Annotated in this window: 18 protein-coding genes and 1 tRNA gene; 11 read left to right on the top strand and 8 right to left on the bottom strand. The window is 73.2% G+C overall.

Annotation, left to right across the window (positions count from 1 at the left end; all coding sequences use genetic code 11):
* Window positions 1-233: 233 nt before the first annotated feature.
* The 6 genes from gyrA to ACK8OX_RS04330 all read left to right on the top strand — a co-directional run bounded on the left by gyrA (window position 234) and on the right by ACK8OX_RS04330 (window position 5,503).
* On the top strand, window positions 234-2,969 hold the full coding sequence (gyrA, locus tag ACK8OX_RS04355) for a DNA gyrase subunit A (RefSeq protein WP_430662810.1): 2,736 nt from the start codon (window positions 234-236) through the stop codon (window positions 2,967-2,969).
* Window positions 2,962-3,483 carry a pantetheine-phosphate adenylyltransferase gene (gene coaD / locus ACK8OX_RS04350; RefSeq protein ID WP_430662695.1) on the top strand — a complete coding sequence of 174 codons (522 nt, stop codon included), beginning with the start codon at window positions 2,962-2,964 and terminating at the stop codon, window positions 3,481-3,483. The genes gyrA and coaD overlap by 8 nt, the downstream gene beginning before the upstream one ends.
* 101 nt (window positions 3,484-3,584) lie before the next feature.
* Entirely contained in the window at window positions 3,585-4,043 is a 459-nt protein-coding gene (locus tag ACK8OX_RS04345) for a peptidylprolyl isomerase (RefSeq protein ID WP_430662809.1), read from the top strand.
* 67 nt (window positions 4,044-4,110) lie between these two features.
* A complete protein-coding gene (locus ACK8OX_RS04340; RefSeq protein WP_430662694.1) occupies window positions 4,111-4,647 on the top strand; it encodes a peptidylprolyl isomerase in 537 nt (178 codons plus the stop codon).
* Window positions 4,648-4,685: 38 nt separating this feature from the next.
* Window positions 4,686-4,761, top strand: a tRNA-Lys gene (locus ACK8OX_RS04335).
* A gap of 82 nt (window positions 4,762-4,843) precedes the next feature.
* Entirely contained in the window at window positions 4,844-5,503 is a 660-nt protein-coding gene (locus ACK8OX_RS04330) for a class I SAM-dependent methyltransferase (protein WP_430662693.1), read from the top strand.
* Window positions 5,504-5,521: 18 nt separating this feature from the next.
* On the opposite strand, the gene ACK8OX_RS04325 is transcribed toward ACK8OX_RS04330, so the two are convergent.
* Window positions 5,522-7,165 (bottom strand): ATP-binding protein, encoded by a 1,644-nt coding sequence (locus ACK8OX_RS04325; protein WP_430662692.1) that lies wholly within the window; start codon window positions 7,163-7,165, stop codon window positions 5,522-5,524.
* A gap of 298 nt (window positions 7,166-7,463) precedes the next feature.
* Here ACK8OX_RS04325 and ACK8OX_RS04320 point away from each other — a divergent pair, with 298 nt between their 5' ends.
* From ACK8OX_RS04320 to ACK8OX_RS04300, 5 genes are read left to right on the top strand one after another with little or no spacing between them, the layout of a single operon-like run.
* Window positions 7,464-8,561: a glycosyltransferase gene (locus ACK8OX_RS04320; protein WP_430662691.1), complete on the top strand. Its 1,098-nt coding sequence runs from the start codon at window positions 7,464-7,466 to the stop codon at window positions 8,559-8,561.
* Window positions 8,558-10,003 carry a glycosyltransferase family 39 protein gene (locus tag ACK8OX_RS04315; RefSeq protein WP_430662690.1) on the top strand — a complete coding sequence of 482 codons (1,446 nt, stop codon included), beginning with the start codon at window positions 8,558-8,560 and terminating at the stop codon, window positions 10,001-10,003. Before ACK8OX_RS04320 ends, ACK8OX_RS04315 begins: the two co-directional genes overlap by 4 nt.
* 58 nt (window positions 10,004-10,061) lie before the next feature.
* On the top strand, window positions 10,062-11,051 hold the full coding sequence (gene msrP, locus ACK8OX_RS04310; RefSeq protein ID WP_430662689.1) for a protein-methionine-sulfoxide reductase catalytic subunit MsrP: 990 nt from the start codon (window positions 10,062-10,064) through the stop codon (window positions 11,049-11,051).
* A complete protein-coding gene (locus tag ACK8OX_RS04305) occupies window positions 11,048-11,314 on the top strand; it encodes a hypothetical protein (protein ID WP_430662688.1) in 267 nt (88 codons plus the stop codon). Before msrP ends, ACK8OX_RS04305 begins: the two co-directional genes overlap by 4 nt.
* Window positions 11,307-12,683: a sigma-54-dependent transcriptional regulator gene (locus tag ACK8OX_RS04300; protein ID WP_430662687.1), complete on the top strand. Its 1,377-nt coding sequence runs from the start codon at window positions 11,307-11,309 to the stop codon at window positions 12,681-12,683. Before ACK8OX_RS04305 ends, ACK8OX_RS04300 begins: the two co-directional genes overlap by 8 nt.
* A gap of 45 nt (window positions 12,684-12,728) precedes the next feature.
* On the opposite strand, the gene ACK8OX_RS04295 is transcribed toward ACK8OX_RS04300, so the two are convergent.
* The 7 genes from ACK8OX_RS04295 to recG all read right to left on the bottom strand — a co-directional run bounded on the left by ACK8OX_RS04295 (window position 12,729) and on the right by recG (window position 21,633).
* A complete protein-coding gene (locus ACK8OX_RS04295; RefSeq protein WP_430662686.1) occupies window positions 12,729-14,432 on the bottom strand; it encodes an ATP-binding protein in 1,704 nt (567 codons plus the stop codon).
* 99 nt (window positions 14,433-14,531) lie between these two features.
* Window positions 14,532-14,993 carry an NUDIX hydrolase gene (locus tag ACK8OX_RS04290; protein WP_430662685.1) on the bottom strand — a complete coding sequence of 154 codons (462 nt, stop codon included), beginning with the start codon at window positions 14,991-14,993 and terminating at the stop codon, window positions 14,532-14,534.
* Window positions 14,990-16,027 (bottom strand): DUF4340 domain-containing protein, encoded by a 1,038-nt coding sequence (locus ACK8OX_RS04285; RefSeq protein WP_430662684.1) that lies wholly within the window; start codon window positions 16,025-16,027, stop codon window positions 14,990-14,992. Before ACK8OX_RS04285 ends, ACK8OX_RS04290 begins: the two co-directional genes overlap by 4 nt.
* Window positions 16,024-17,979 (bottom strand): GldG family protein, encoded by a 1,956-nt coding sequence (locus tag ACK8OX_RS04280; protein ID WP_430662683.1) that lies wholly within the window; start codon window positions 17,977-17,979, stop codon window positions 16,024-16,026. The genes ACK8OX_RS04285 and ACK8OX_RS04280 overlap by 4 nt, the downstream gene beginning before the upstream one ends.
* 3 nt (window positions 17,980-17,982) lie before the next feature.
* Window positions 17,983-18,714 carry an ABC transporter permease subunit gene (locus tag ACK8OX_RS04275; RefSeq protein WP_430662682.1) on the bottom strand — a complete coding sequence of 244 codons (732 nt, stop codon included), beginning with the start codon at window positions 18,712-18,714 and terminating at the stop codon, window positions 17,983-17,985.
* The gene (locus ACK8OX_RS04270) at window positions 18,714-19,439 is read right to left on the bottom strand and encodes an ABC transporter ATP-binding protein (protein ID WP_430662681.1); all 726 of its coding nucleotides are present in this window, start codon (window positions 19,437-19,439) and stop codon (window positions 18,714-18,716) included. Before ACK8OX_RS04270 ends, ACK8OX_RS04275 begins: the two co-directional genes overlap by 1 nt.
* 85 nt (window positions 19,440-19,524) lie before the next feature.
* Window positions 19,525-21,633: an ATP-dependent DNA helicase RecG gene (gene recG / locus ACK8OX_RS04265; RefSeq protein ID WP_430662680.1), complete on the bottom strand. Its 2,109-nt coding sequence runs from the start codon at window positions 21,631-21,633 to the stop codon at window positions 19,525-19,527.
* Window positions 21,634-21,700 lie beyond the last annotated feature (67 nt).

The raw sequence follows: 21,700 nt of genomic DNA, 5'->3' as shown, positions 1-21,700 counted from the left end.
GGAAGGGGGAATGGCCGTGTCCGCGGTGCCGGGGCATGGCCCCCCGATCCCCGCCGACCGGGGCGGGGCCGTGCGTGGCCTCCCGGCGCCCCGCCTGAAGCGAACTGCCCGCCCCGGTCCGATGCCGGGGACGCGATGAGGACCACGAGTTGAGCGACACCGCCCCGCCTGGCGACCCGAACGGCGCCGCCCCGCCGCCCTCCGACATCGCGCCTGTCGCGCTCGAGGAGGAGATGCGGCGGTCCTATCTCGACTATGCCATGTCGGTGATCGTCAGCCGCGCCCTGCCCGATGCGCGGGACGGGCTGAAGCCGGTCCATCGCCGCATCCTGTTCGCGATGAACGAGAACGGCTTCACGCCGGACAAGCCGCACCGCAAGTCGGCCCGCGTGGTGGGCGACGTGATGGGTAAGTACCACCCGCACGGCGACTCGGCGATCTACGACGCCATGGTGCGGATGGCGCAGCCCTTCTCCATGCGTATCCCGCTGATCGACGGGCAGGGCAATTTCGGCAGCATGGACGGCGACCCCGCCGCGGCCATGCGCTACACGGAGGCGCGGCTGGCCCGCGCCGCGGGCGCGCTGCTGGAGGGAATCGACGAGGACACGGTCGACTTCTCCCCCAACTACGACGAATCGGCCGAGGAGCCGAAGGTCCTTCCCGCCGCCTTCCCGAACCTGCTGGTCAACGGCGCGGGCGGCATCGCGGTGGGCATGGCGACCAACATCCCCACCCACAACCCGGGCGAGGTGATCGACGCGACGCTGAAGCTGATCGCGGAACCGGACACCAGCCTCGAAGACCTGATGCGGATCATCCCCGGGCCGGACTTCCCGACCGGCGGCCTGATCCTCGGTCGCGCCGGCATCCGATCCGCCTTCGAGACAGGGCGCGGGTCCATCCCGTTGCGCGCGAAGGCCGCCATCGAGGAGATGCGCGGCGGGCGGTCGATGATCGTCGTGACGGAGATCCCCTACCAGGTGAACAAGGCGACGCTGATCGAGAAGATCGCGGAGCTGGTGCGCGCCAAGGCGATCGAGGGCATCTCCGACCTCCGCGACGAGAGCGACCGCGACGGGCTGCGCATCGCGATCGAGCTGAAGAAGGACGCGACGCCGGAAGTGGTGCTGAACCACCTCTACCGCTACACGCAGCTGCAGACCTCCTTCGGCGTGAACTTCGTCGCCCTCGACGAGGGGCGGCCGCGCACGATGGGCCTGCGCGACGCGCTGATGGCCTTCATCCGCTTCCGCGACGAGGTGATCCAGCGGCGTTCGCGCTTCCGGCTGGGCAAGGCGCGCGACCGCGGCCACCAGCTGATCGGGCTCGCCATCGCGGTGGCCAACATCGACGAGGTGATCGCGCTGATCCGCAGCTCGCCGGACGCCAATGCGGCCCGCGCGGGGCTGATGGCGCGGGACTGGCCGGCGGCCGATGTGGGCACGCTGCTCGCGCTGGTGGACGACCACCGGAACACCGTGTCGGCCGACGGCACCGTGCGCTTCACCGAGGAACAGGCGAACGGCATCCTCGCGCTCCGCCTCCAGCGCCTGACCGGGCTGGAGCGGGAGAAGATCAACGCCGAACTCGGCGAGGTCGGCGCCACCATCCGCGCCCTCCTCGAAATCCTCGGCTCCCCCATCCGCCGCAGGGAGGTGATGGTGGAGGAGCTGCTGGCGGTGCGCGCGCAGCTCGCCAGCCCGCGCATGACGGAGATCGTCGACGGCGTCGCCGACCAGGACGACGAGAGCCTGATCGAGCCGGGCACGATGATCGTGACGCTGACGCGCGACGGCTACGTCAAGCGCACCGGGCTCGACCTGTTCCGCGCGCAGCACCGCGGCGGGCGCGGCCGCACCGGCGCCGCCACGCGGGAGGACGACATCGTCGTCCGCAGCTTCGTCGCGCACACCCACCAGTGGGTGCTGTTCTTCACCAGCCGCGGCATGGCCTTCCGCGAGAAGATCTGGCAGCTGCCCGAAGGCGGCGCGACGGGCCGCGGGCGGTCGCTGCGCCAGGTGCTGCAGCTGCAGCAGGACGAGACGGTGACTGCGGTGCTGCCCCTGCCGCAGGACGAAAGCCTGTGGGAGAACCTGCACCTGGTCTTCGCGACCGCGCAGGGCAATGTCCGGCGCAACAAGCTGTCGGACTTCCGCAATGTCCGCGCCACCGGCCTCATCGCCATGAAGCTCGAGGAGGGCGACAGCCTCATCGGCGTCGCCACCTGCCGCGAGGGCGACGACATCCTTCTGGCCACCTGCAAGGGCCGCTGCATCCGCTTCCAGGCGGAGGAGGAGACGCTGCGCGTCTTCGCCGGACGCGCCTCGGACGGCGTGCGCGGCATCCGCCTGCAGCCGGGCGACACCGTCATCTCCCTCACCATCCTGCGCCATGTGCCGGCGACGGTGGAAGAACGCGCGGCCTACCTGAAGGCCGCCGCGCAGAAGCGGCGCCTGAGCGGCGAGGAGCCGGCCGAGGCCAACGGCGACGCGGCGGGGCAGCCGATCGAGGAGCTGGAGGAGGTGGGGGAGGTCGTGAGCCTCAGCCCCGAACGCTTCGCCGAGCTGGAGGAGGCGGAGGAGTTCCTGCTGGCCGTGACGGAGAAGGGCTTCGGCAAGCGCACCTCGGCCTACGAATACCGCCTGACCGGGCGGGGCGGGCAGGGGATCCGCGCCATCGGCTTCGATGACCGCGCGAAGTGGCGCACAGGGCGCGAAGTGGTGGCGACCTTCGCGATCCGCACGGGGGACGACATCCTGCTCGTCACCGATGGCGGCAAGCTGATCCGCACGCGGTCCGACCAGGTGCGGGTCACGGGCCGCACCGCGATGGGCGTGCGCTTGGCACGGCCGGATGGGGACGAGCGCGTCACCTCCTGCTTCCCGGTGATGGAGGAGGAGCCGGCGGCGAACGGCACGGCCGAGGCCGCCGGAGTGGGATCGACGGAGCCAGATGCGCATGCCTAGCCCGAAGACGGGGCTCTACCCCGGCACCTTCGACCCGGTGACCAACGGCCATCTGGACGTCATCGCGCGCGCGGCGCGGCTGGTGGACCGCCTGGTGGTCGGCGTGGCGATCAACGCCGGCAAGGGCCCGCTCTTCCCGCTCGAGGAACGGGTGGAGCTGGTGCGGGCCGAGACCGACCGCATCGCCGCCCGCACCGGCTGCGACGTGGTGGTGCGCCCCTTCACCGGCCTGCTGGTGGGTTTCGCGCGGGAGGTCGGCGCGCAGATGATCCTGCGCGGCCTGCGGGCCGTGACGGATTTCGACTACGAATTCCAGATGACCGGGATGAACCACCGCCTCGACCCCGAGATCGAGACCGTCTTCCTGATGGCGAGCGAGACGAACCAGTTCATCTCCTCGCGTTTCGTCAAGGAGATCGCGCAGCTCGGTGGCGACATCTCCTCCTTCGTGCCGCCGCTGACCCTCGACCGCACGCTTGCGCGCGTGCAGAGCCGCAAGGACGCCGCCGAATGACCGCACCGATCCCCCGCCGCGCGCTGGTCGCCGCCGGGCTCGCCCTTCCGCTTGCCGCCCGCGGCGCCCTGGCGCAGACGGATCCGGAGAACACGCTGCTGATGGAGCTGAAGGACGGTCGCGTCACCATCCAGCTCCTCCCCGACCTCGCGCCCCGCCATGTCGAGCGGATCAAGCTGCTGACGCGCCGCGGCTTCTACAACGGAACGCCCTTCCACCGCGTGATCGAGGGCTTCATGGCCCAGGGCGGCGACCCCACCGGCCGCGGCACCGGCGGGTCCGACCTGCCGGACCTGCCCGCCGAATTCACCCCGCCGGCCCGCGCGCGCTTCGTCCGCGGGGTCTGCGGGATGGCGCGGACCAGCAACCCGAACAGCGCCAACAGCCAGTTCTTCATCATGTTCGCGCCGGCGCCGAGCCTGGACGGCCAGTACACCATCTGGGGCCGCGTGGTCGCCGGCATGGAGGCGGTGGACAGGATCAAGCGCGGCAGCGGGCAGAACGGCATCGTGCAGGACCCCGACCGCCTGCGCCGCATGGTGGTGGCGGCCGACGCCTGACCCCCCATCGCTTGCGCTGCACGACCTTGCATGTGACACCGACCGAAAGCGATCCAGGATCCCCCCGATGAGCGACACGACGCCCGCCCCCGAGAACACGCTGCTGCTGGAACTGAAGGACGGCACGGTGACGATCGAGCTGCTGCCGGACCTGGCGCCGCAGCATGTGGAGCGCATCCGCACCCTCGCCGAGCGCGGCTTCTATGACGGCACGCCCTTCCACCGCGTGATCGAGGGCTTCATGGCCCAGGGCGGCGACCCGACCGGGACGGGCACCGGCGGGTCCGACCTGCCGGACCTGCCCGCCGAATTCACCCCGCCGGGGAAGGCGCGCTTCGTGCGTGGCACCTGCGGCATGGCGCGGACGAACAACCCGAACAGCGCCAACAGCCAGTTCTTCATCATGTTCGCGCCGGCGCCGAGCCTGGACGGCCAGTACACCATCTGGGGCCGCGTGGCCGCCGGCATGGAGGTGGTGGACAAGATCAAGCGCGGCCAGGGCCCGAACGGGATGGTGCGCGAGCCCGACCGCGTGAAGTCCCTCCGCCCCGGCACGGCCGCCCCGGCTTCTGGGGTTGACAGCACCCCGGCCGCCGACGCCTAACCGCGCCGTCCGGGTGCCGCATGGCGCCCGGATCGCGGGAGCCCGTAGCTCAGCCGGTAGAGCACGTGACTTTTAATCATGGGGTCGTGGGTTCGAGTCCCACCGGGCTCACCATCAATATCCGCCCCTGCGCGGTCGCACGGGGCCGTCCGGCGCCGGCCGCGGCATGGGCGCGGCGCAGGCCGAGGAGAATTCCATGTCCGACGACCTGACCGGCGTCTTCGACAAGATCTACCGCGACAACCACTGGAAGAATCGCGAAAGCCGCAGCGGCGGCGGCTCGACCCTGCACTACACGGTCAACCTGCGCCACCAGCTGCCCTTCTTCGCGCGCCGCTTCGGCATCAAGACCTTCTTCGATGCGCCCTGCGGCGACCTGAACTGGATGCGGAAGGTCGAGTTCAAGCCAGGGATCAGCTACATCGGCGGCGACGTGTCGAGCGAGGTCATCGCGCGGCTGGAGGAGGAGAAGCCGATCCCGGACGGGCGGTACCTCCATTTCGACATCACCCGCGATCCGTTCCCCGACGCCGATGTGTGGTTCTGCCGGGACTGCTGGTTCCACCTGCCCCTGGCGGACATCCTGAAGGCGCTGGAGAATTTCTGCCGGTCCGGCGTGCGGTACCTGTTCACCACGACGCACCTGAACATCAGCGGGTTTCGCAACAAGGACATGGCAGCGGGCGGGTTCCGCCTGATCGACCTGTTCTCGGAACCCTTCATGTTCCCGCCCCAGGTCGCGTTCCGCATCGCCGACTACATCTTCCCCTTCCCCCCGCGTGAGATGTGCGTCTGGACGCGCGAGGAGATCGCGGCGCTGCTGCCGGATCTGCGCCGCAAGATCGCCGGCGCCTGACCGCCGGCGCGCCGGGCGCTACGCCGCCGGCACGTAGAGCGTCACCCGGCTGCCGCGGCCGGGTGCGCTGTCGGCGCGTATGGCGCCGCCCGCCGCCCGGACGAAGGCCGCCGCCATCGCCACGCCCAGCCCGGTGCCCTGGCCTTCCGGCTTGGTGGTGAAGAAGGCTTCCCCGAAGCGGCGCAGCGTCGCGGCGTCCATGCCGATCCCGTCATCCTCCACCATCACGCGCAGATAGGCGGCGGCCGGAAGCGAGAGCGAGGCCGCCTGGTCCGCAGGCAGGGCGACGCGTTCGGCGGCGATCCGCACCTCTCCCCCTCGCGGCATCGCGTCGCGGGAATTGGCGGCGAGGTTGATCAGCGCGGTCTCGAGCTCCGCGGGGTCGAAGCCGCGGCCGAACAGGTCCGGCGGCACGTCGCAGCGCACGCGGATGCCGGCTCCGAGCGTGGCGTTGAGCAGGATGGACAATTCCCTCAGCCGGGCGCTGACCGCGACGCGCCCATGCGACCCGCCGGCGGCGGCGCCGCTGCGCCGGGTCTGGTCGAGCATCCGGCGGGACAGGGCGGCCGCGCGTTCGGCGTGGCGGGCCAGGTGTTCCCCGATCACCCGCACCCGGTCCGGGTTTCCGGCATGCTTGCCGAGGAGATGCGCGGCGGCGAGGACGGATTGCGTGATGTTGCCGAAATCATGTGCGAGCCCGCCCGACAGCAGCCCGAGCGTCGCCTGCCGTTCGGCCCTGCGCGACCTTGCATCGGCCTCCGCCCGCGCGAAAAGGGCGCGTTCCGTCTGCAGCACCAGCGCCCCGAGCAGCAGCATCCCCCCGACCGCGCCGGCAAGCGGCGCGACCATGCGCCGCAGCCAGTCCTGGCGCAGGGCTTCCGGCGCGAGGCCGTAGGCGACCGCAACGCCGAGCCCCGGGACGTGGCGCAGCGCGGTCAGGCGCTGCTGCCCGTCGCCCGAAAGGCGGCTCCACTCCACCGCCGGCGGTCCGTCGCGCAGGCGGCGCAGCGCGGCGGCCGAGGCTTCCGGCAGCCGCGCGCCCTCGGCCGGCTGCGGCGGCGGCACGGCGGCGAGCACGGCCCCGTCCACCCGCAGGAGCATCACCGAATCGCCCGGCGTCTCGCGGATGCCGGCGTAGAAGGCCTGCAGGTCGCTCGACGGCAGGGTGGCGACGACATTGCCCCCGTCCCCGTTGCCATCCGCGCCGCGGCGCTGCCGGGCGACCGGGAAGCCGAGGAAGCCAGAGGGGCGTGTCACCACCACCTCGCCGATGAAGGGTGCCTCCCTCAGGCCCGAGCCTGCGGGGTGGGCGCGCACATAGTCGCGCATCGACAGGTCGACCTGCGCGCCCGGCATGGGGGCGATGCTGGACATCGCGAGCCGCCCGCCCGGATCGACGAAGGCGATCCCCCCGGCGAGGGTCGAGGAGGTGTCGAGCATCACGAGGAAGTCGTAGAGGTCGCGGCTGGTGCGGATATCCTGCCAGGAGAGGCCGCCGGCGCGGAACTCGGCCGCCGCGATGGCCAGGTCCTTGCCGCCGATGATGCTGCGCGCGTGTTCGCGCAGCATCTCCGCCGCGCGTTCCACCCGCACCGTGGCCGATTGCAGCACCAGCTGCCAGGTCCCCATCCCCGCCAGGACGAGGGCGATGAGCGGCAGCACGACCGCGGCGAGCCGCAGGGCCAGCAGGGGCCGACGGGGCGGTCGCGGTGGCGCTGCCGGTGCAGGCGGGGGCGTCGACGCAGGCGCGCTCACGCGTGCCCCCGCGCCCTCGAACCCCGCCATGCCGTCGGCCATCGTCACGCTACCTTCACCCGATTCCGGCCCCATCATGCGCCGCCAGTCGTTGCCACGTCCCTTCCGGTTCCCGAAGCCGTCGTTCAACTCGGCTTGATGTGTGTCGCCCCGAGGTCCACCCGGCCGGCTGGCGAGGGCCCGTCCGGCGCGCTAGACCGCGCGGGTGCAGAGCCCCGCCGCCCGCCTCGCCGTCATCATCCCCGTCTACAACGAGGCGGCCAATGTCGCGCCCATGGTCGCGCGGCTCGATGCCGCGCTGGCGGGGCTGGACTGGGAAGCGGTCTTCGTCGACGACGACAGCCCGGACGGCACGGCGGCCGCGGCGCGGGAGATCGCGGGGCGCGACCCGCGGGTGCGCTGCCTGCGGCGGATCGGCCGGCGCGGGCTGGCCTCGGCCTGCGTCGAGGGGTTCCTGTCCGTCTCGGCACCCTTCGTGGCGGTGATCGACGGCGACCTGCAGCATGACGAGACGATCCTGCCCGCGATGCTGGCGGCGGTGGAGGGGGGCGCCGACATCGCAGTCGGCAGCCGGCATGTGGCGGGCGGCGCGGCGGCGGGCGGCTTCTCGGCGGCGCGGGGGGCGCTGTCGGAAGGCGGGGCGCGGCTGGCCCGGGCGCTGCTGCCGACCCCGGTCGCGGACCCGATGAGCGGCTTCTTCCTGCTGCGCCGCGCCTTGGTGGAGGAGGTCGCGCCCCGGCTGGCCGCGCGCGGCTTCAAGATCCTGCTCGACATCCTCCTCTCCGCCCGCCGGCCGCTCCGCGTGGCGGAGATCCCCTATGCCTTCCGCGCCCGAGAACAGGGGGAAAGCAAGCTCGACGCGACCGTGCTGCTGGAATTCGCGGGGCTGCTGCTGGACAAGGCGACGGGCGGGGCGGTGCCGCTGCGCTTCGTGGCCTTCGCGGCGGTCGGCGGCCTGGGCGTGCTGGTGCACATGGCGGCTCTCGGTGCGCTGGTGGGGTGGCTCGGCCTCGGCTTCGCCGCGGCGCAATGGGCGGCGACCTTCGTCGCCATGACGGCGAACTTCATCCTCAACAACCGCATCACCTACCGCGACGCGCGGCTGCGGGGTGCGCGGCTGTGGCGGGGGCTGGCGCTGTTCTACCTGGTCTGCGGGATCGGGGCGGCGGCCAATGTCGGCATCGCGAGCGTGCTGGTGCAGGACGGCGTGCTGGCCTGGGGGCTGGCGGGCGCGGCCGGGGCCCTGATCACCGTCGTGTGGAACTACGCCGTCTCCTCCACCCTGGTGTGGCGCACGCGATGAGGGGCTGGGCCCTGGCGCTGGCCGGCCTCACCACGTTGCGGCTGGTGGTGGCGGGCGTCGTGCCGCTGGCGCCGGACGAGGCCTATTACCGGGTCTGGTCGCGGGTGATCCAGGCCGGCTACCTCGACCATCCGCCGATGGTCGCGCTGTTCATCCGCGCGGGCACGCTGCTGGCCGGGGAGGGGACGTTCGGCATCCGGCTGATGGGGCCGCTCGGCCTCGCGGTCGCGTCGGTGCTGCTGGCGCGCGCGGCGGACGCGCTGTTCCCGGACCGGCGGCCGGGGATCTGGGCGGCGGTGCTGTTCAACGCCACCCTGCTGGTCGGGGTCGGCGGCATCCTGGCCACGCCGGATACGCCGCTGCTGGTGTTCTGGGTCGCGGCGCTTTGGGCGCTTGCGCGGCTGCACGCCACGGGCGACGGGCGGTGGTGGCTGGCCTTCGGGCTGCTGGCGGGGCTCGCGCTGCTGTCGAAATACACCGCCGTGCTGCTGGGCGCGGGGGCGGTCGCCTGGCTGCTGGCCAGCCGGCCGGCCTGGCGCTGGTGGCGGGACTGGCGGCTCCATGCCGGCGGGGCGCTCGCCGCGCTGGTCTTCTTGCCGGTGGTGCTGTGGAACGCGGCCCATGGCTGGGCGTCCTTCGCGAAGCAGGGCGGCCGCGCCGGCACGGACGAGGCCGGGTTCACGCTCCGCTTCCTGGGCGAGCTGGTGGCCGGGCAGGCGGGGTTGGCGACGCCGGGGGTCTTCGTGCTCTGCGTCGCGGGGGGCGGGGTGGCGGCCATGGCCTGGGCGCGCCGCGGCGATGCGGCGGCGGCGCTGCTGGCGGCGATGGTGCTGCCCGGCGCGGCGCTGTTCCTGTGGCAGGCGACCGGCAGCCGCGTGCAGGGCAACTGGCCCGCCATCCTCTATCCCGCCGCCTGCATCGCGGCGGCGGCCTACTGCCCGCCGAGCCTGTTGCGCTGGCGCCGACCGGCGGCGGCGCTCGGCCTTGCGCTCGCGCTCGGCGCCTATGTCCAGGCGGCCTTCGCGCCGCTGCCGCTGTCCCGTCGGCAGGACCCGACTCTCGCGCGCCTCGGCGGCTGGGACGAATTCGCGGCGCAGGTGGAACGGGAACGCCGGCGCATCGGCGCGGCATTCGTCGCGGCGGAGGAATACGGCCTCGCCTCCCAGCTTGCGCTGCGGCTGCCTGCGGGCGTGCCGGTGGTGGCGCTGCACCACCGCTGGGCGCTGTTCGACCTGCCCCGCCCCGCGCCGGGCGCCGCCGGCCTGCTGGTGCAGAGCGAACGGCGCGACAGCGCGCCGGACTGGCCGGGCGCCGAGCCGCTCCTGCCGGCCGAGGGACCGCTCCGCCGCAGCCGGCGGGGGATCGAGGCGGAACGCTACCGCGCCTTCCGCGTCGCCACCGTGCCGGACCTGCCACCTGCCGCGGTGCTGCCGCGTCCTTGACGCGGCGGTGCGGCGCCCGATCCTGTAGAGTCGACCGACCCGGATGAGGGAGACCGCCATGTCCATCCACCGCAGGCGCGGCTGGGAGATCCCCGAGAGCCAGGCGACGCCGGAGCATCTGGTGCTGAACCGCCGGGCGCTGATGGCCGCGGCGGGCGCGGGCGCCATGCTCGCCCCCGGCGCGGCGCGGGCGCAGTTCTGGCGCCGCGGGGAGCCGCAGGACCCCTGGGCGCGGCTGCCCGCCGACCTGCCCGACCTGCCGGCCGCGATGCGCAACCCGCGCTACCGCCCCGAACGGGCGATCAGCGCCGAGCGCGAGCCCGTCACCTTCAACAACTTCTACGAATTCGGCAGCGACAAGGGCATCTGGACGCTCGCGCAGCGGATGCCGATGCGGCCCTGGACGGTCAAGGTCGACGGCATGGTGGAGCAGCCGGGCGAATTCGACGTGGACGACCTGATCCGCCGCATCGGGCTGGAGGAGCGCGTCTACCGCCTGCGCTGCGTCGAGGCCTGGGCGATGACGGTGCCCTGGACCGGCTTCGAGCTGTCGAAGCTGCTCGCGCTCGTCCGGCCGCAGGGCGGCGCGCGGTATGTCCGCTTCGAGACGGCGCAGGTCGCGCCGCACATGGTCGGCCTGCGGCAGAGCTGGTACCCCTGGCCGCATGTGGAGGGCTGCACGATCGAGGAGGCCGCGAACGAGCTGGCCTTCATGCCTGTCGGCCTGTTCGGCCGGCCGCTGCCGCCGCAGAATGGCGGCCCGTTCCGCGTGGTGTTCCCGTGGAAATACGGCTTCAAGTCCGGCAAGTCGATCAGCCGCATCACGCTGACCGACCAGCGCCCGAAAAGCTTCTGGGAGACGCTGCAGGGCAGCGAATACGGCTTCTGGGCCAATGTGAACCCCGAGGTGCCGCATCCGCGCTGGAGCCAGGCGACCGAACGCCTGATCGGCAGCAACGAACGCGTGCCGACGCGGCTGTTCAACGGCTATGGCGAATTCGTCGCGGGGCTCTACACGGGCCTGCAGAACGAACGGCTCTGGGCGTGAGGGTCGCGGGGCTGCTGCTGGTCGCGCTGGCGGTGGGGCTGGGGCTGTGGTTCGGCTTCGGCACGCCGCTGGGCGGCGTCGTGTTCCAGCTGCACCCCCCGCTGCTCAACACGGTGCAGGCGGGCATCCAGCGCAACCTCTCGCCCGCGCTGTGGAACGACGTGATCCAGCCGCTGCTGGTCCTGCCGAACGGGGTGGTGCCGGCCGTGCTGGGCGTGCTGCTGCTGCTGCCCGGGCTGCTGCGCCGGCGCCGCCATGGCTGACCGCCCCCTCGCCCTGCTGGTGGAGGACACCGCCTCCCTCGCGGCCGTCTACGCCGAGTACCTGCGCGGCGCGGGGCTGGAGGCGCGGCACGCCCGCGGCGTGGAGGAGGCGCTGGCGATGGCGGCGGAACGCCCGCCCGACTGCGTGCTGCTCGACCTGCGGCTGCCTGATGGCGACGGGCTGACGGTGCTTCGCACGCTGAAGCGCGGCGACGGCGACCTGCCGGTGGTGGTGATGACCGCGAATGGCAGCGTCTCCAAGGCGGTGGAGGCGATGCGGGCGGGAGCGACGGACTTCCTCGTGAAGCCGTTCACCGGCGAGCGCCTGGCGGTGACGCTGGCCAATGCGCTGGAACGCGCGCAGCTCCGCCGCGAGGTGCGGGACCTTGCGGCCGCGCGGCCGCGCAGCGCCTTCCAGGGCTTCATCGGCGCCGCGCCGGCGATGCAGGCGGTCTACCGCACGCTGGAGACGGCGGCGGCGTCGCGCGCCACCGTCTTCATCACCGGGGAGAGCGGCACCGGCAAGGAACTGGCGGCGGAGGCGGTGCATCGCCTTTCGCCGCGCCGCGCCGGGCCCTTCATCGCGATCAACTGCGCCGCCATCCCGAAGGAGCTGATCGAGAGCGAGATCTTCGGCCATGTGCGCGGCGCCTTCACCGGCGCGGTCGCGGACCGCGTCGGCGCGGCGCAGGCGGCGGATGGCGGCACGCTGTTCCTCGACGAGCTGTGCGAGATGGACCTGGGGCTGCAGGGCAAGCTGCTGCGCTTCATCCAGACCGGCACCTTCCAGCCGGTGGGCAGCACGGCGCTGCGGCGCACCGATGCGCGCTTCGTCTGCGCCACCAACCGCGACCCGATGGAGGAGGTGCGCGCCGGACGCTTCCGCGAGGACCTTTACTACCGCCTGCACGTCGTGCCCGTCGCGCTGCCGCCGCTGCGCGACCGGGGCGAGGACGTGGTCGCCATCGCCGAGGCGCTGCTGGCGCGGAGCAATGCGGAGGAGGGCAAGCGTTTCCGCGGCTTCGCCGAGGATGCGAAGGCCGCGCTGCGGGCGCATCGCTGGCCCGGCAACGTGCGGGAGCTGGAGAATGCCGTGCGCACCGCCATCGTGCTGCATGATGCGGAGGAGGTGACCGCCGCGATGCTGCCCGTGCCGCTGCGGGCCGCGCCGCCCGCGCCGCCCCGCCGTGGCGCGCCGGCCGCCGACCCCGCGCGGGAGATCCGGCCGCTCGCCGAGATCGAGCGGGACGCGATCGAGCGCGCGGTGGAGATCTGCGGCGGCAACATCCCGAAGGCCGCCGCCCATCTCGGCATCAGCCCCTCCACGCTGTACCGCAAGCGCGCCGCCTGGGGCACCGCGGCGGAATAGGGCAGGGGCGGAGCCCCGGCGAGATCCCGCCTGCCGTGCCGGCCGCTACGCCTGCGGCAGCCACATGGCGGCCGTGGTGCCGCGTCCCGGCAGGCTGTCGAAGCGCAGCGCGCCGCCGGCCCGCGCGCAGAAGCCGCGCACGGTGGCAAGGCCGAGCCCGGTGCCGATGCCCGGCGGCTTGGTGCTGAAGAAGGGCTCCGCGATGCGGGCCAGCGTCACCGCATCCATCCCCTCGCCGGAGTCGGCGACGGCCGCGACCACGTAGCGGCCGGGCTTGAGCCCCGCTTCTTCCAGCGGCTCGGCCAGCTGTTCGACCCAGGCGGAGATGGTCACCGTGCCGCCGCGCGGCATCGCATCGCGCGCATTGGCGGCAAGGTTGATGACCGCGGCCGCGAAGCCCGCGCGGTCGCCGCGGGCGGGCGGCAGGCCGGGAGGCACGACCGCCTGCACGCGCCAGCCGCTGCCGAGAGTCCGGCCCAGCAGCTCGGCCAGTTCGCGCAGCGCCGTGCCGACTTCGAGCGTCGCCTCCGCCTCCTCCTGCTCCGCCTGGCCGCGGGCGAAGGCGACCATGGCATCCACCAGCCGCCGCCCGCGTTCCGCCGCATCGCCGAGCAGCGCGGCGCAGCGCCGGATCTCGGCCGGGTCCTCCGCCCGGCGCTCCATCAGCCGCGCGCCGCTGCGGACCGCCTGCACCAGGTTCTTCACGTCATGCGCGAGCCCGGCCGCGAGCAGCCCGATGGCAGCGGCCCGCCCGGCGCGCGCCAGCTGCGCCTCGGCCTCCGCGCGGCTCAGCGCCTCGGCATGCTGCAGCTTCGCGCCGCGCACCGCGAGCGCGGTGATGCCGAGCAGCAGCGCCGCCGCGCCGAGTCCCCCCGCGAAGGGCGCCACCATGCGGTGCCGCCAGGTCGCATGCAGCGCATCCGAACTCAGCCCGTACAGCACGACGACAGGCCATTCGCCGGCCTCCCGCACGGCATAGAGCCGGGGACGGCCATCGAAGGGGGATCGCAGCTCGACCACCGGCGCGCCCGCGTCCCGCGGGCCGGTGAGGAGCTGGGCGAAGGCGGCGCGGGCGCGGTCCTCCTGCCCCGACGGCACGGGCGGGTGGCGGGCCAGGACGGCGCCGTCGGTGCGCAGCAGCGCCACCACGTCGTTCGGCGTTTCCGCCACGGCGGCGTAGAATTCCTCGAACGGCGTCGGCGTGAAGGAGGAGACGACGATGCCCGGCGCCCCGCCCGAAGGGGCGGGCAGGCTCGTGCGGGCGACGGGGAAGATGCGCCAGCCCATCGGCCGGCTCTCCACCACCTCGCCCACCGCGCGCGCTGCGCTGCCGGCACGGAGCGCCCGGACATAGTCGCGGTCGCCCAGATCCACCGGCCGGGCGGGGAATTCGAAGGAGGCGACGGCAGGGCGGTCCTGGTCGTCGGTGACGAGCACGCCGCTGACCACGGGCGCCCCGGCGGCGGACAGGTCGGACAGCATCAGATGCGCCGCGCGGCTGCCGCGCAGCGCATCCCATTCCTGCCCCGCCGTCGCGCGGGCGGCGGCCGACAGAATGGCTTCCTGCGTGCCGAGGGCGCGCAGCGCATGCTGGCGCAGCATTTCCGCCGTGCGGTCGATCCGCGCCTCGGCTTCCGTCCGCACGTCCTGCCACGACATGATCCCGGCGCCCATCACGCCGATCAGCGGCACCAGCACGGCCGCGGCCCAGAGAAGGGCGAAGCCGCGCCCCGCGCCCTGTGGCGCCATGCGGAGGTGCGAAGGCTCCGGTGGAGTCGTGATGTGCATTCGCCGACCGGTTTGGGCCGGGTGGAGTTCAATGTATACTAAAGTTATCGCGCGCGACGCTCAGACGGGAAACCCGGGGAGCCTCCGCGCTTCCTCGATCACCCGCAGCGCCTCGGGCGAGAGCCCATGGCGCGGGAGGTCGGCGGGGGTGGTCCAGGCGGCCTCCGTCACGTCGTCGCCGGGCCGCGGCTCGCCCGCCACCCAGGCCGCGGCGTAGTCGATGATCGTGTAGTGGAAACGCGGGCGGGCCGGATCGTCGCCGGGCGTGATCGCGTCCACCACGGCGAGGAGGCGGAGCGGGCCCACCTCGATCCCCGTCTCCTCCCGCAGCTCGCGCCGCGCGGCCTGCTCGGCGGCCTCGCCGAGGCGCTGCGCCCCCCCCGGCAGCGACCATTCGCCGAGCCGCGGCGGGCGGCCGCGGCGCACCAGCAGCACGCTGTCGCCGCGGAAGGCGACGACCCCGATCCCCACCCAGGGCCGGTCCGGGAATTCGCGGCGGTTCCGGGCGGCAGGTTCGGTCATTGGGCCGGCTGGGCGGGCGGCGCGGGCTCGGCCTGGCGTTCCTGCCGCAGCAGGTCGGCAAGGCGGGGGACGAAGGCCTTCTCCTTCCACTGCCCGACCTGGTAGGCCCAGCCGCGCCAGCGCGCCGCGAGCCGCGCGGCCTCCTCGTCGCCCTCGGCGGCCATGCGGACCCAGAGATCCTCGCCCTCCCGGTGGGCGGTGACGGAGATGCGGAGGTTGTCGGTCAGGGTGAAGCGTCCCTCGCCCAGGCCTTCGCCGGGGATCTCGGCCTCCCGCCGGACATCGAGGAAGGTCAGGAACTCGAAGGCGCGCGCCACCTCGTCGAGGCTGATGTCGTCGGTCGGCGGGGCGCCGGCCGGCTCCACCACCGCCAGCGTGCCGTCCGGGTCGGGGCCGCGCCGCAGCAGCAGCGGGGGCTCGCCCGCCCGCATCACCGCGACCTCCCGCACGCGTTCGCGCGGGATGTTGGCGATGTCGCGGTCGATCCAGAGATTGGGGTCGCTGTCGAGCGGCAGCCGCCCCTCGGCCAGCCAGGCCTGGTTCTCGCCCGGGCGGCGGACATAGACGCTTTCCGGGACGTTGCCCTGCACGCGCATCCGCCGCCGGCCGACCACCAGTTCCGCGATGGGCGCGCCATTCGCATCCAGCACGCGGAGGAGGGAGGAGGTGGCGCCCGGCCGCGCCGGGTCCTCCACGCCGAGGCGTTCCAGCATCTCGGGGTTGGCGGTGCGCGGCTCCGCCAGGCGCAGCTCGGTCAGGCCGACCAGCACTTCGCGCACGCGCTCGGGGCGGACCGGGTGGTCCGCCTTGGCGGGCAGCACCCAGCGGTCGCCCGCGCGGCTGACCGTCAGCGTGCCGTCGTGGCGCGCGACCTCGATCCGCGCCGCCCCCGCCAACCGGGGCGCGAGGCCGGGGAAGGCGAGCGGCGTCGTGGAGGGAGGCGGCGGCTCCGCCGTGTCGGGCGTCAGCAGGATGGCGGCGCCGACGGTGCCCGCGGCGGCGCCGCCGAGAAGCAGCAGGGTGCGGCGGTTCATGCCCGCGCCTCCGCACGCCGGCGCGCCCTGACCCAGCCGAGGCCGATGGCGAAGAAGGTCAGCAGCAGCGGCACGAGCGCGATGTTCAGCACCCTCAGCCGCGTCTCCAGCCCCTCGATGTCGCGGCGCAGTTCCAGCTGCACCTGGCGCAGCTCGCCGCGGGTGCGGCGGATCTCCTCCCGCGCGCGGTCGATCTCGGCGCGCTGCTCGGGGGTGATGACGGCATTGGCCGGCGCGCGGTCCCCGCCGGTACCGCCCGGTCCCTGGCGGAGTTCGCGCAGGCGCCGCTCGGTCGCCTCAAGGCGCTCCTGCAGGCCGCGCTCGGTCTGGCGGTACTGCGCCTCCGCGTCGCGGCGGATCGCCTCCACCATCTCGAAGGGGCGGAGCGATTCCCCGCGGGAGCGGAGCGAGACCAGCGCCTCGCCCCCCGCCATGCTGTCGGCGAGGTTGATGAGGAAGGCGCCGTTGTCGCTGAGCGGCGTCGTCACCTGCTGGCCGAAGAAGTCCTGCACGCGGACCCAGAAGCGGTCCTCCAGGATGTCGGCATCGTTGGCGACGACGAGGTTGGCCGGGCCTTCGCTGCGGGCGCGGTGGGCGGGGAAGTCGGCCGGGCGTTCCGTGCCCTCGGCCGGCGCGGGCGCGGCGGGGAAGGCGGAGGAGAGCTGGCCGCGGATGCGCGCGGCGATCACGCGCCCGCCCCCGTCGGGTTGGAAATTCGCCAGCAGCCGCGCCGGGTTCGGCTCCTGCCGGACGGCGGCGGCATCGACGAGCTGCGTGCGGTCGGAGGTGGTGAGCAGGGGGACGAACTCGATCGCCGCGCCGTCCCGCCGGCGGACCTCGCCGGCGGAGGCGACGGTGACCTGCTGCAGCTCGGCCGTCGCCACCTCGCTGCGGTTCAGGCCGGCGGCGGGGATGTTGAACCAGGCGAGATAGGCCACCGCCTGCATCCGGTCCCGCGGGTCGGAGGAGCGGACGCGCCAGGCGTCGCGGATGTCGAGCACGACCTTGTCGGACGGCGCCTCGATCCCCCAGGCGTCGAACAGGCGCGCGAGGGAGGAGGAGGTGTCGGCCGGCGGCCGGCCGCCCGGCGCGGGACGGGACGCCTGGCTTTCGCTGTGCGGGTCCGTCATGGCGATCAGCCGGCCGCCGCGCATGACGAACTGGTCGATGGCGTAGAGCGTCTGGTCGGACAGGTTCTGCGCATGCGCCACCAGCAGCACCTGCACGTCGGCGTCGATCGCCTGCGCATCGGCGGCGATGTCGCGCAGCGTGTAGAACTGGCGCAGCTGGTTCATCGCGACGAAGGGCTGCCCGGCGCCGGGCTGGCGCATCATCATCGCCCGCGGGTCGCCGTTCAGCGGCAGCGAGGAGATGACGCCCATCACCGGCCGGCGCGGGTTCGACAGTTCCCACACCATGCGCGTCAGGTCGTATTCCAGGAAGCGTTCGCGGTCGGGCTGGAGGAAGGGGATCGTCCGCTCGTCGTCGAACAGGTTCACGCCGGCCAGGCCGAAATAGACCTGCTCGCCCGACTGGTCGACCGGCACGCCCTGGAGGCCGAGCGCCTGGGCGCGGTCCTCCGTCTCGCTGAAGGGCTCGGGGTCAAAGAATTCCAGCCGCAAGCGGCCGCGGCTGACGGCGGCATATTCCTCAAGCATGGCGCGCACACGCTCGGCATAGGCGCCGTAGACGGGGATCGTGGCGCCGAGCTTGCGGGAATAGAAGATGCGGAGCGTGATCGGGTCCTGCAACCCGGCCAGGACCTGCCGCGTGCCGTCGGACAGGGTGTAGAGCCGGTTCTCCGTCAGGTCGAGCCGCGCGCGGGTCAGCACCCGGTCGGCCAGCATGTTGACGCCGATGGCCAGCACGGCGGCCAGCGCCAACGCGATGGAGGCCGACAGGCCGCGCTTGCCGCGCGCGACCGGGGCGGGGGCTTCGGTGGTCGTGGCCATGGTTCAGTCCGCCTTCCTCTGGTCGACCGCGACGGTGTTGGCGAAGAGGAAGAAGCCGATGAAGGTGGCGAAGAAGACGATGTCGCGCGCGGTGATCACCCCGCGCGAGAAGCCGCCGAGCCGGTCGGTGACGCTGACGGCACGCGCGATGTCCACCAGCTGCGGGATGCGCTTCGACAGGAATTCCGTCACCACCGGGCTGCCCGCGGCGGTGACGAGGAAGCAGGCGGCGACCGCCAGGACGAAGGCGATGACCTGGTTCTTGGTCATGGCGGAAATCGCGGCGCCCAGCGCCAGGAAGCACCCCGCCACCAGCACGCAGCCCAGGTAGCCGGTCAGGATGACGCCGTTGTCCGGGTTGCCCAGGACGTTGACCGTGACCACCAGCGGGAAGGTCAGCGCCAGCGCGATGGCGCAGAAGGCCCAGGCCGCGAGGAACTTGCCGACCACAGCCTGCCACTGCGCGATGGGCAGCGTCAGCAGCAGCTCGATCGTGCCGAGGCGCCTCTCCTCCGCCCAGAGCCGCATGGTGAGCGCGGGGACGAGGAACAGGAACAGCCAGGGGACGAAGGTGAAGAAGGGCTGCAGGTCCGCCTGCCCGCGGGCGAAGAAGTTGCCCAGCGTGAAGGTCAGCGCACCCGCCATGACCAGGAAGATCACGATGAACACATAGGCGACAGGCGTAGCGAAATACCCGCCGAGCTCGCGCCGGAAGACGGTCAGCACGCCACCCATCACGCGGCCTCCGGCAGGGTAAGGGCGCGGAAGACGTGTTCCAGCCCCGGCCCCCGCGCCTCCAGCTCGGCCGGCGTCGCATCGGCCACGATGCGGCCGCGCGAGATGATGACGGCGCGGGTGCAGACGGCCGAGACCTCCTCGAGGATGTGGGTCGAGATCACGATGGCCTTGTCCTGCGCCATGCCGCGGATGAGGTTGCGGACCTCGTGCTTCTGGTTGGGGTCGAGCCCGTCCGTCGGCTCGTCCAGCACCAGGACGGGCGGGTCGTGCAGCAGGGCCGCGGCAAGGCCGACGCGGCGCTTGAAGCCCTTCGACAGCGTCTCCACCGGCTGCAGCCGCACGCCTTCCAGCTGCGTCAGCCCCATCGCATGCGCCACCCGGCCGTCCAGCGCGGCGCCGCGGAAGCCGCGCGCGCGGGCGCAGAAGCCGAGGAAGCCGGTCACCGTCATCTCCGGGTAGGTCGGCGCGCCTTCCGGCAGGAAGCCGAGATGGCGCCGCGCGGCCACCGGCTTCTCCACCACGTCGTCGCCGCAGATGCGCGCGGTGCCGGCGGTGGGCGTCATGAAGCCGGCCAGCATCCGCATGGTGGTGGACTTGCCCGCCCCGTTCGGCCCGAGGAAGCCAAGAACCTCCCCGCGCGAGACGGTGAAGGACACGTCGTCCACGGCCGTGAAGGCGCCGAAGCGCTTCGTGAGGCGCTCGATCTCGATCAGCGCGGTCAAGGTGAAGGCCCCCGGAATTCCCGGGAGAGGCGATTAAGGAGGCGGGGGGGCGGATGCAAGCCCCCGCGGCGCCCTGCCGCGGCGGTCACCCCGCGTCGAGCCGGGCCAGCGTCGGGTCATGGTCGAACAGGGCGAGAAGCGCCAGCGCCGCACGCCCGCGTTCGCCCGCCAGGTCCGGGTCCCGGTCGAGCAGGAGCTGGGCGTCGCGATGGGCGATGTTGATCAGCCGCGCATATTCCTCCGGCTCCTCCTGCGGGTCGAGCAGGCGTGCGCCGGGCTGGCCGGACTGGCGGGCGCCGAGTGCATCGCCACCGCCGCGGGTCAGCAGGTCCTCCTCGGCGATGCGGAAGCCGTCCTCGGTGTCGCGCAGGACCAGCAGGCGGCGCTTCTCGCCTTCCGATAGCCCCTCGGAATGGACCAGCAGGCAGGAGGACGGCTTCGATCCGCGCCCGACCCGCCCGCGCAGCTGGTGCAGGGCGGCGAGGCCGAAGCGTTCGGCCTGCTCGATCAGCATGATCGTCGCCTCCGGCACGTCGACGCCCACCTCCACCACCGTCGTCGCGACCAGGAGCTGGGTGCGGCCGGCGGCGAAATCGGCCAGCGCGGCCTCCCGCACCGCCAGGTCCTGCAACCCGTGCGCCATGCCGACCTTGCCGGGGAAGCGCATCGCGAGTTCGGCGTAGCGGTCCTCGGCCGCCACGCTGTCATCCGATTCGCCGCCGGAGATGGCGCGGACCACCCAGTAGGCGCGCTCCCCGCGGGCCAGCGCCTCGCCCAGGCGGTCGATCACCTCGGGCAGGCGTTCCTGGCTGGCGATGCGGGTGGCGATGGGCTGGCGGCCGGCGGGCTTTCCCTCCAGGCGGCTGACCGCCATCTCGCCCCATTGCGTCAGCAGCAGGGTGCGGGGGATGGGGGTGGCGGTCATCACCAGCATGTCCGCGTCGCGGCCCTTGGCGGCAAGCATCAGGCGCTGGTGGACGCCGAAGCGGTGCTGTTCGTCCACCACGGCAAGGCCGAGGTCGCGGAAGGCGACGCCTTCCTGGAACAGCGCATGGGTGCCCACCACGACCTGCACCGCGCCGCTGGCCAGCCCCGCCAGCACGCGCTTGCGCTCAGCCCCCTTCACGCTGCCGGTCAGCAGCTCGACCCGCACGCCGGCCGGCAGGCAGAGCTTCGCGAGCGTCCGCAGGTGCTGTCGCGCCAGCAGCTCGGTCGGTGCCATCAGCGCGGCCTGCGCGCCCGATTCGACGGCGCGCAGCATCGCCATCACCGCCACCAGCGTCTTGCCCGAACCGACATCGCCCTGCACCAGGCGCAGCATCCGGCGCGGGGCAGCCATGTCGCCGCCGATCTCGGCCAGCGCCCCGGCCTGGCCTTGGGTCATGGGGTGGCCGAAGGCGGCCAGCGCCTTCGCCTGCAATTCCCCGGTGCCGGGCAGGGCGCGGCCGGGGCGGTTCCGCTGGCGGCGGCGGACCAGCGCGGTGGCGACCTGGCCTGCCAGCAGCTCGTCATAGGCGAGCCGGCGGCGCGGCAGCTGGGGCAGCGGGCCGGAGGGGCGTTGCAGGGCGCGGATCGCCTCGTGGAAAGCGGGCCAGCCCTCGCGCTTCAGCAGCGCGGCGTCGGCCCATTCGGGCAGCGGCGTCAGGCGTTCCAACGCCGCGGCCATGGCGGCGTTGAGCCGCTTCGGCGTCAGGTCGCGCACCAGCGGCCAGACCGGCTCCACCAGCGGCAGGGCCGATTCGCGCTCGGCGCTCATCGGGTTGAGCATCGCCCAGCCGCGCGAGCCCTCCGCCAGCACCCGCCCGGCCAGGAAGCGGAACGATCCTGGTGGCAGCAGCTTCTGGATCCAGGGCAGGCGGCCATTCATGTAGCGGATGGTCAGCGGCCAGCCGCCTGCGGTCGCCTTCACCTCCACATAGGGCCGGCCGGTGGAGCGGGCGCGGGCCGCGCGGAGCGACTTCACCTCCACCTCCAGCACGCAGTCCTGGTCGAGCGGCGCCTCCTCCGGGCTCGCCACCCTCCGGCGGATGACCACCCGTTCCGGCAGGTGCAGCAGCAGGTCGAGCACGCGGCTGCCGTCCGTCGCGTCCCTCAGCAGGGCGGCCAGGGTCGGGCCCACCCCTTCGAGGCTGTCGAAGGGCGCGAGCAACCCGGCGAGGGCCGGCGCGTCCTGGGTGGCGAGGTCGCGCATCATGCCCCGGCCCGGGGCTGGGCTGACAGGATTCCCATGCGGCTCTATATGCCAGCCCCAACCGCAGTTG

This window comes from Falsiroseomonas sp. CW058, from assembly GCF_050563535.1.
In the GTDB taxonomy this organism is placed as follows: domain Bacteria; phylum Pseudomonadota; class Alphaproteobacteria; order Acetobacterales; family Acetobacteraceae; genus Falsiroseomonas.
The sequence above is the reverse complement of the archived record's forward strand: the minus strand, read 5'-3'. Positions and strand labels throughout refer to the sequence as shown.

Excerpts from the sequence above, each read along its gene's own strand:
- gyrA (WP_430662810.1), top strand. The coding sequence starts at position 234 with ATGCGGCGGTCCTATCTCGACTATGCCATGTCGGTGATCGTCAGCCGC.
- coaD (WP_430662695.1), top strand. The coding sequence starts at position 2,962 with ATGCCTAGCCCGAAGACGGGGCTCTACCCCGGCACCTTCGACCCGGTG.
- ACK8OX_RS04345 (WP_430662809.1), top strand. The coding sequence starts at position 3,585 with ATGGAGCTGAAGGACGGTCGCGTCACCATCCAGCTCCTCCCCGACCTC.
- ACK8OX_RS04340 (WP_430662694.1), top strand. The coding sequence starts at position 4,111 with ATGAGCGACACGACGCCCGCCCCCGAGAACACGCTGCTGCTGGAACTG.
- ACK8OX_RS04330 (WP_430662693.1), top strand. The coding sequence starts at position 4,844 with ATGTCCGACGACCTGACCGGCGTCTTCGACAAGATCTACCGCGACAAC.
- ACK8OX_RS04315 (WP_430662690.1), top strand. The coding sequence starts at position 8,558 with ATGAGGGGCTGGGCCCTGGCGCTGGCCGGCCTCACCACGTTGCGGCTG.
- msrP (WP_430662689.1), top strand. The coding sequence starts at position 10,062 with ATGTCCATCCACCGCAGGCGCGGCTGGGAGATCCCCGAGAGCCAGGCG.
- ACK8OX_RS04300 (WP_430662687.1), top strand. The coding sequence starts at position 11,307 with ATGGCTGACCGCCCCCTCGCCCTGCTGGTGGAGGACACCGCCTCCCTC.
- ACK8OX_RS04295 (WP_430662686.1), bottom strand. The coding sequence starts at position 14,432 with ATGGCGCCACAGGGCGCGGGGCGCGGCTTCGCCCTTCTCTGGGCCGCG.
- ACK8OX_RS04290 (WP_430662685.1), bottom strand. The coding sequence starts at position 14,993 with ATGACCGAACCTGCCGCCCGGAACCGCCGCGAATTCCCGGACCGGCCC.
- ACK8OX_RS04285 (WP_430662684.1), bottom strand. The coding sequence starts at position 16,027 with ATGAACCGCCGCACCCTGCTGCTTCTCGGCGGCGCCGCCGCGGGCACC.
- ACK8OX_RS04280 (WP_430662683.1), bottom strand. The coding sequence starts at position 17,979 with ATGGCCACGACCACCGAAGCCCCCGCCCCGGTCGCGCGCGGCAAGCGC.
- ACK8OX_RS04275 (WP_430662682.1), bottom strand. The coding sequence starts at position 18,714 with ATGGGTGGCGTGCTGACCGTCTTCCGGCGCGAGCTCGGCGGGTATTTC.
- recG (WP_430662680.1), bottom strand. The coding sequence starts at position 21,633 with ATGATGCGCGACCTCGCCACCCAGGACGCGCCGGCCCTCGCCGGGTTG.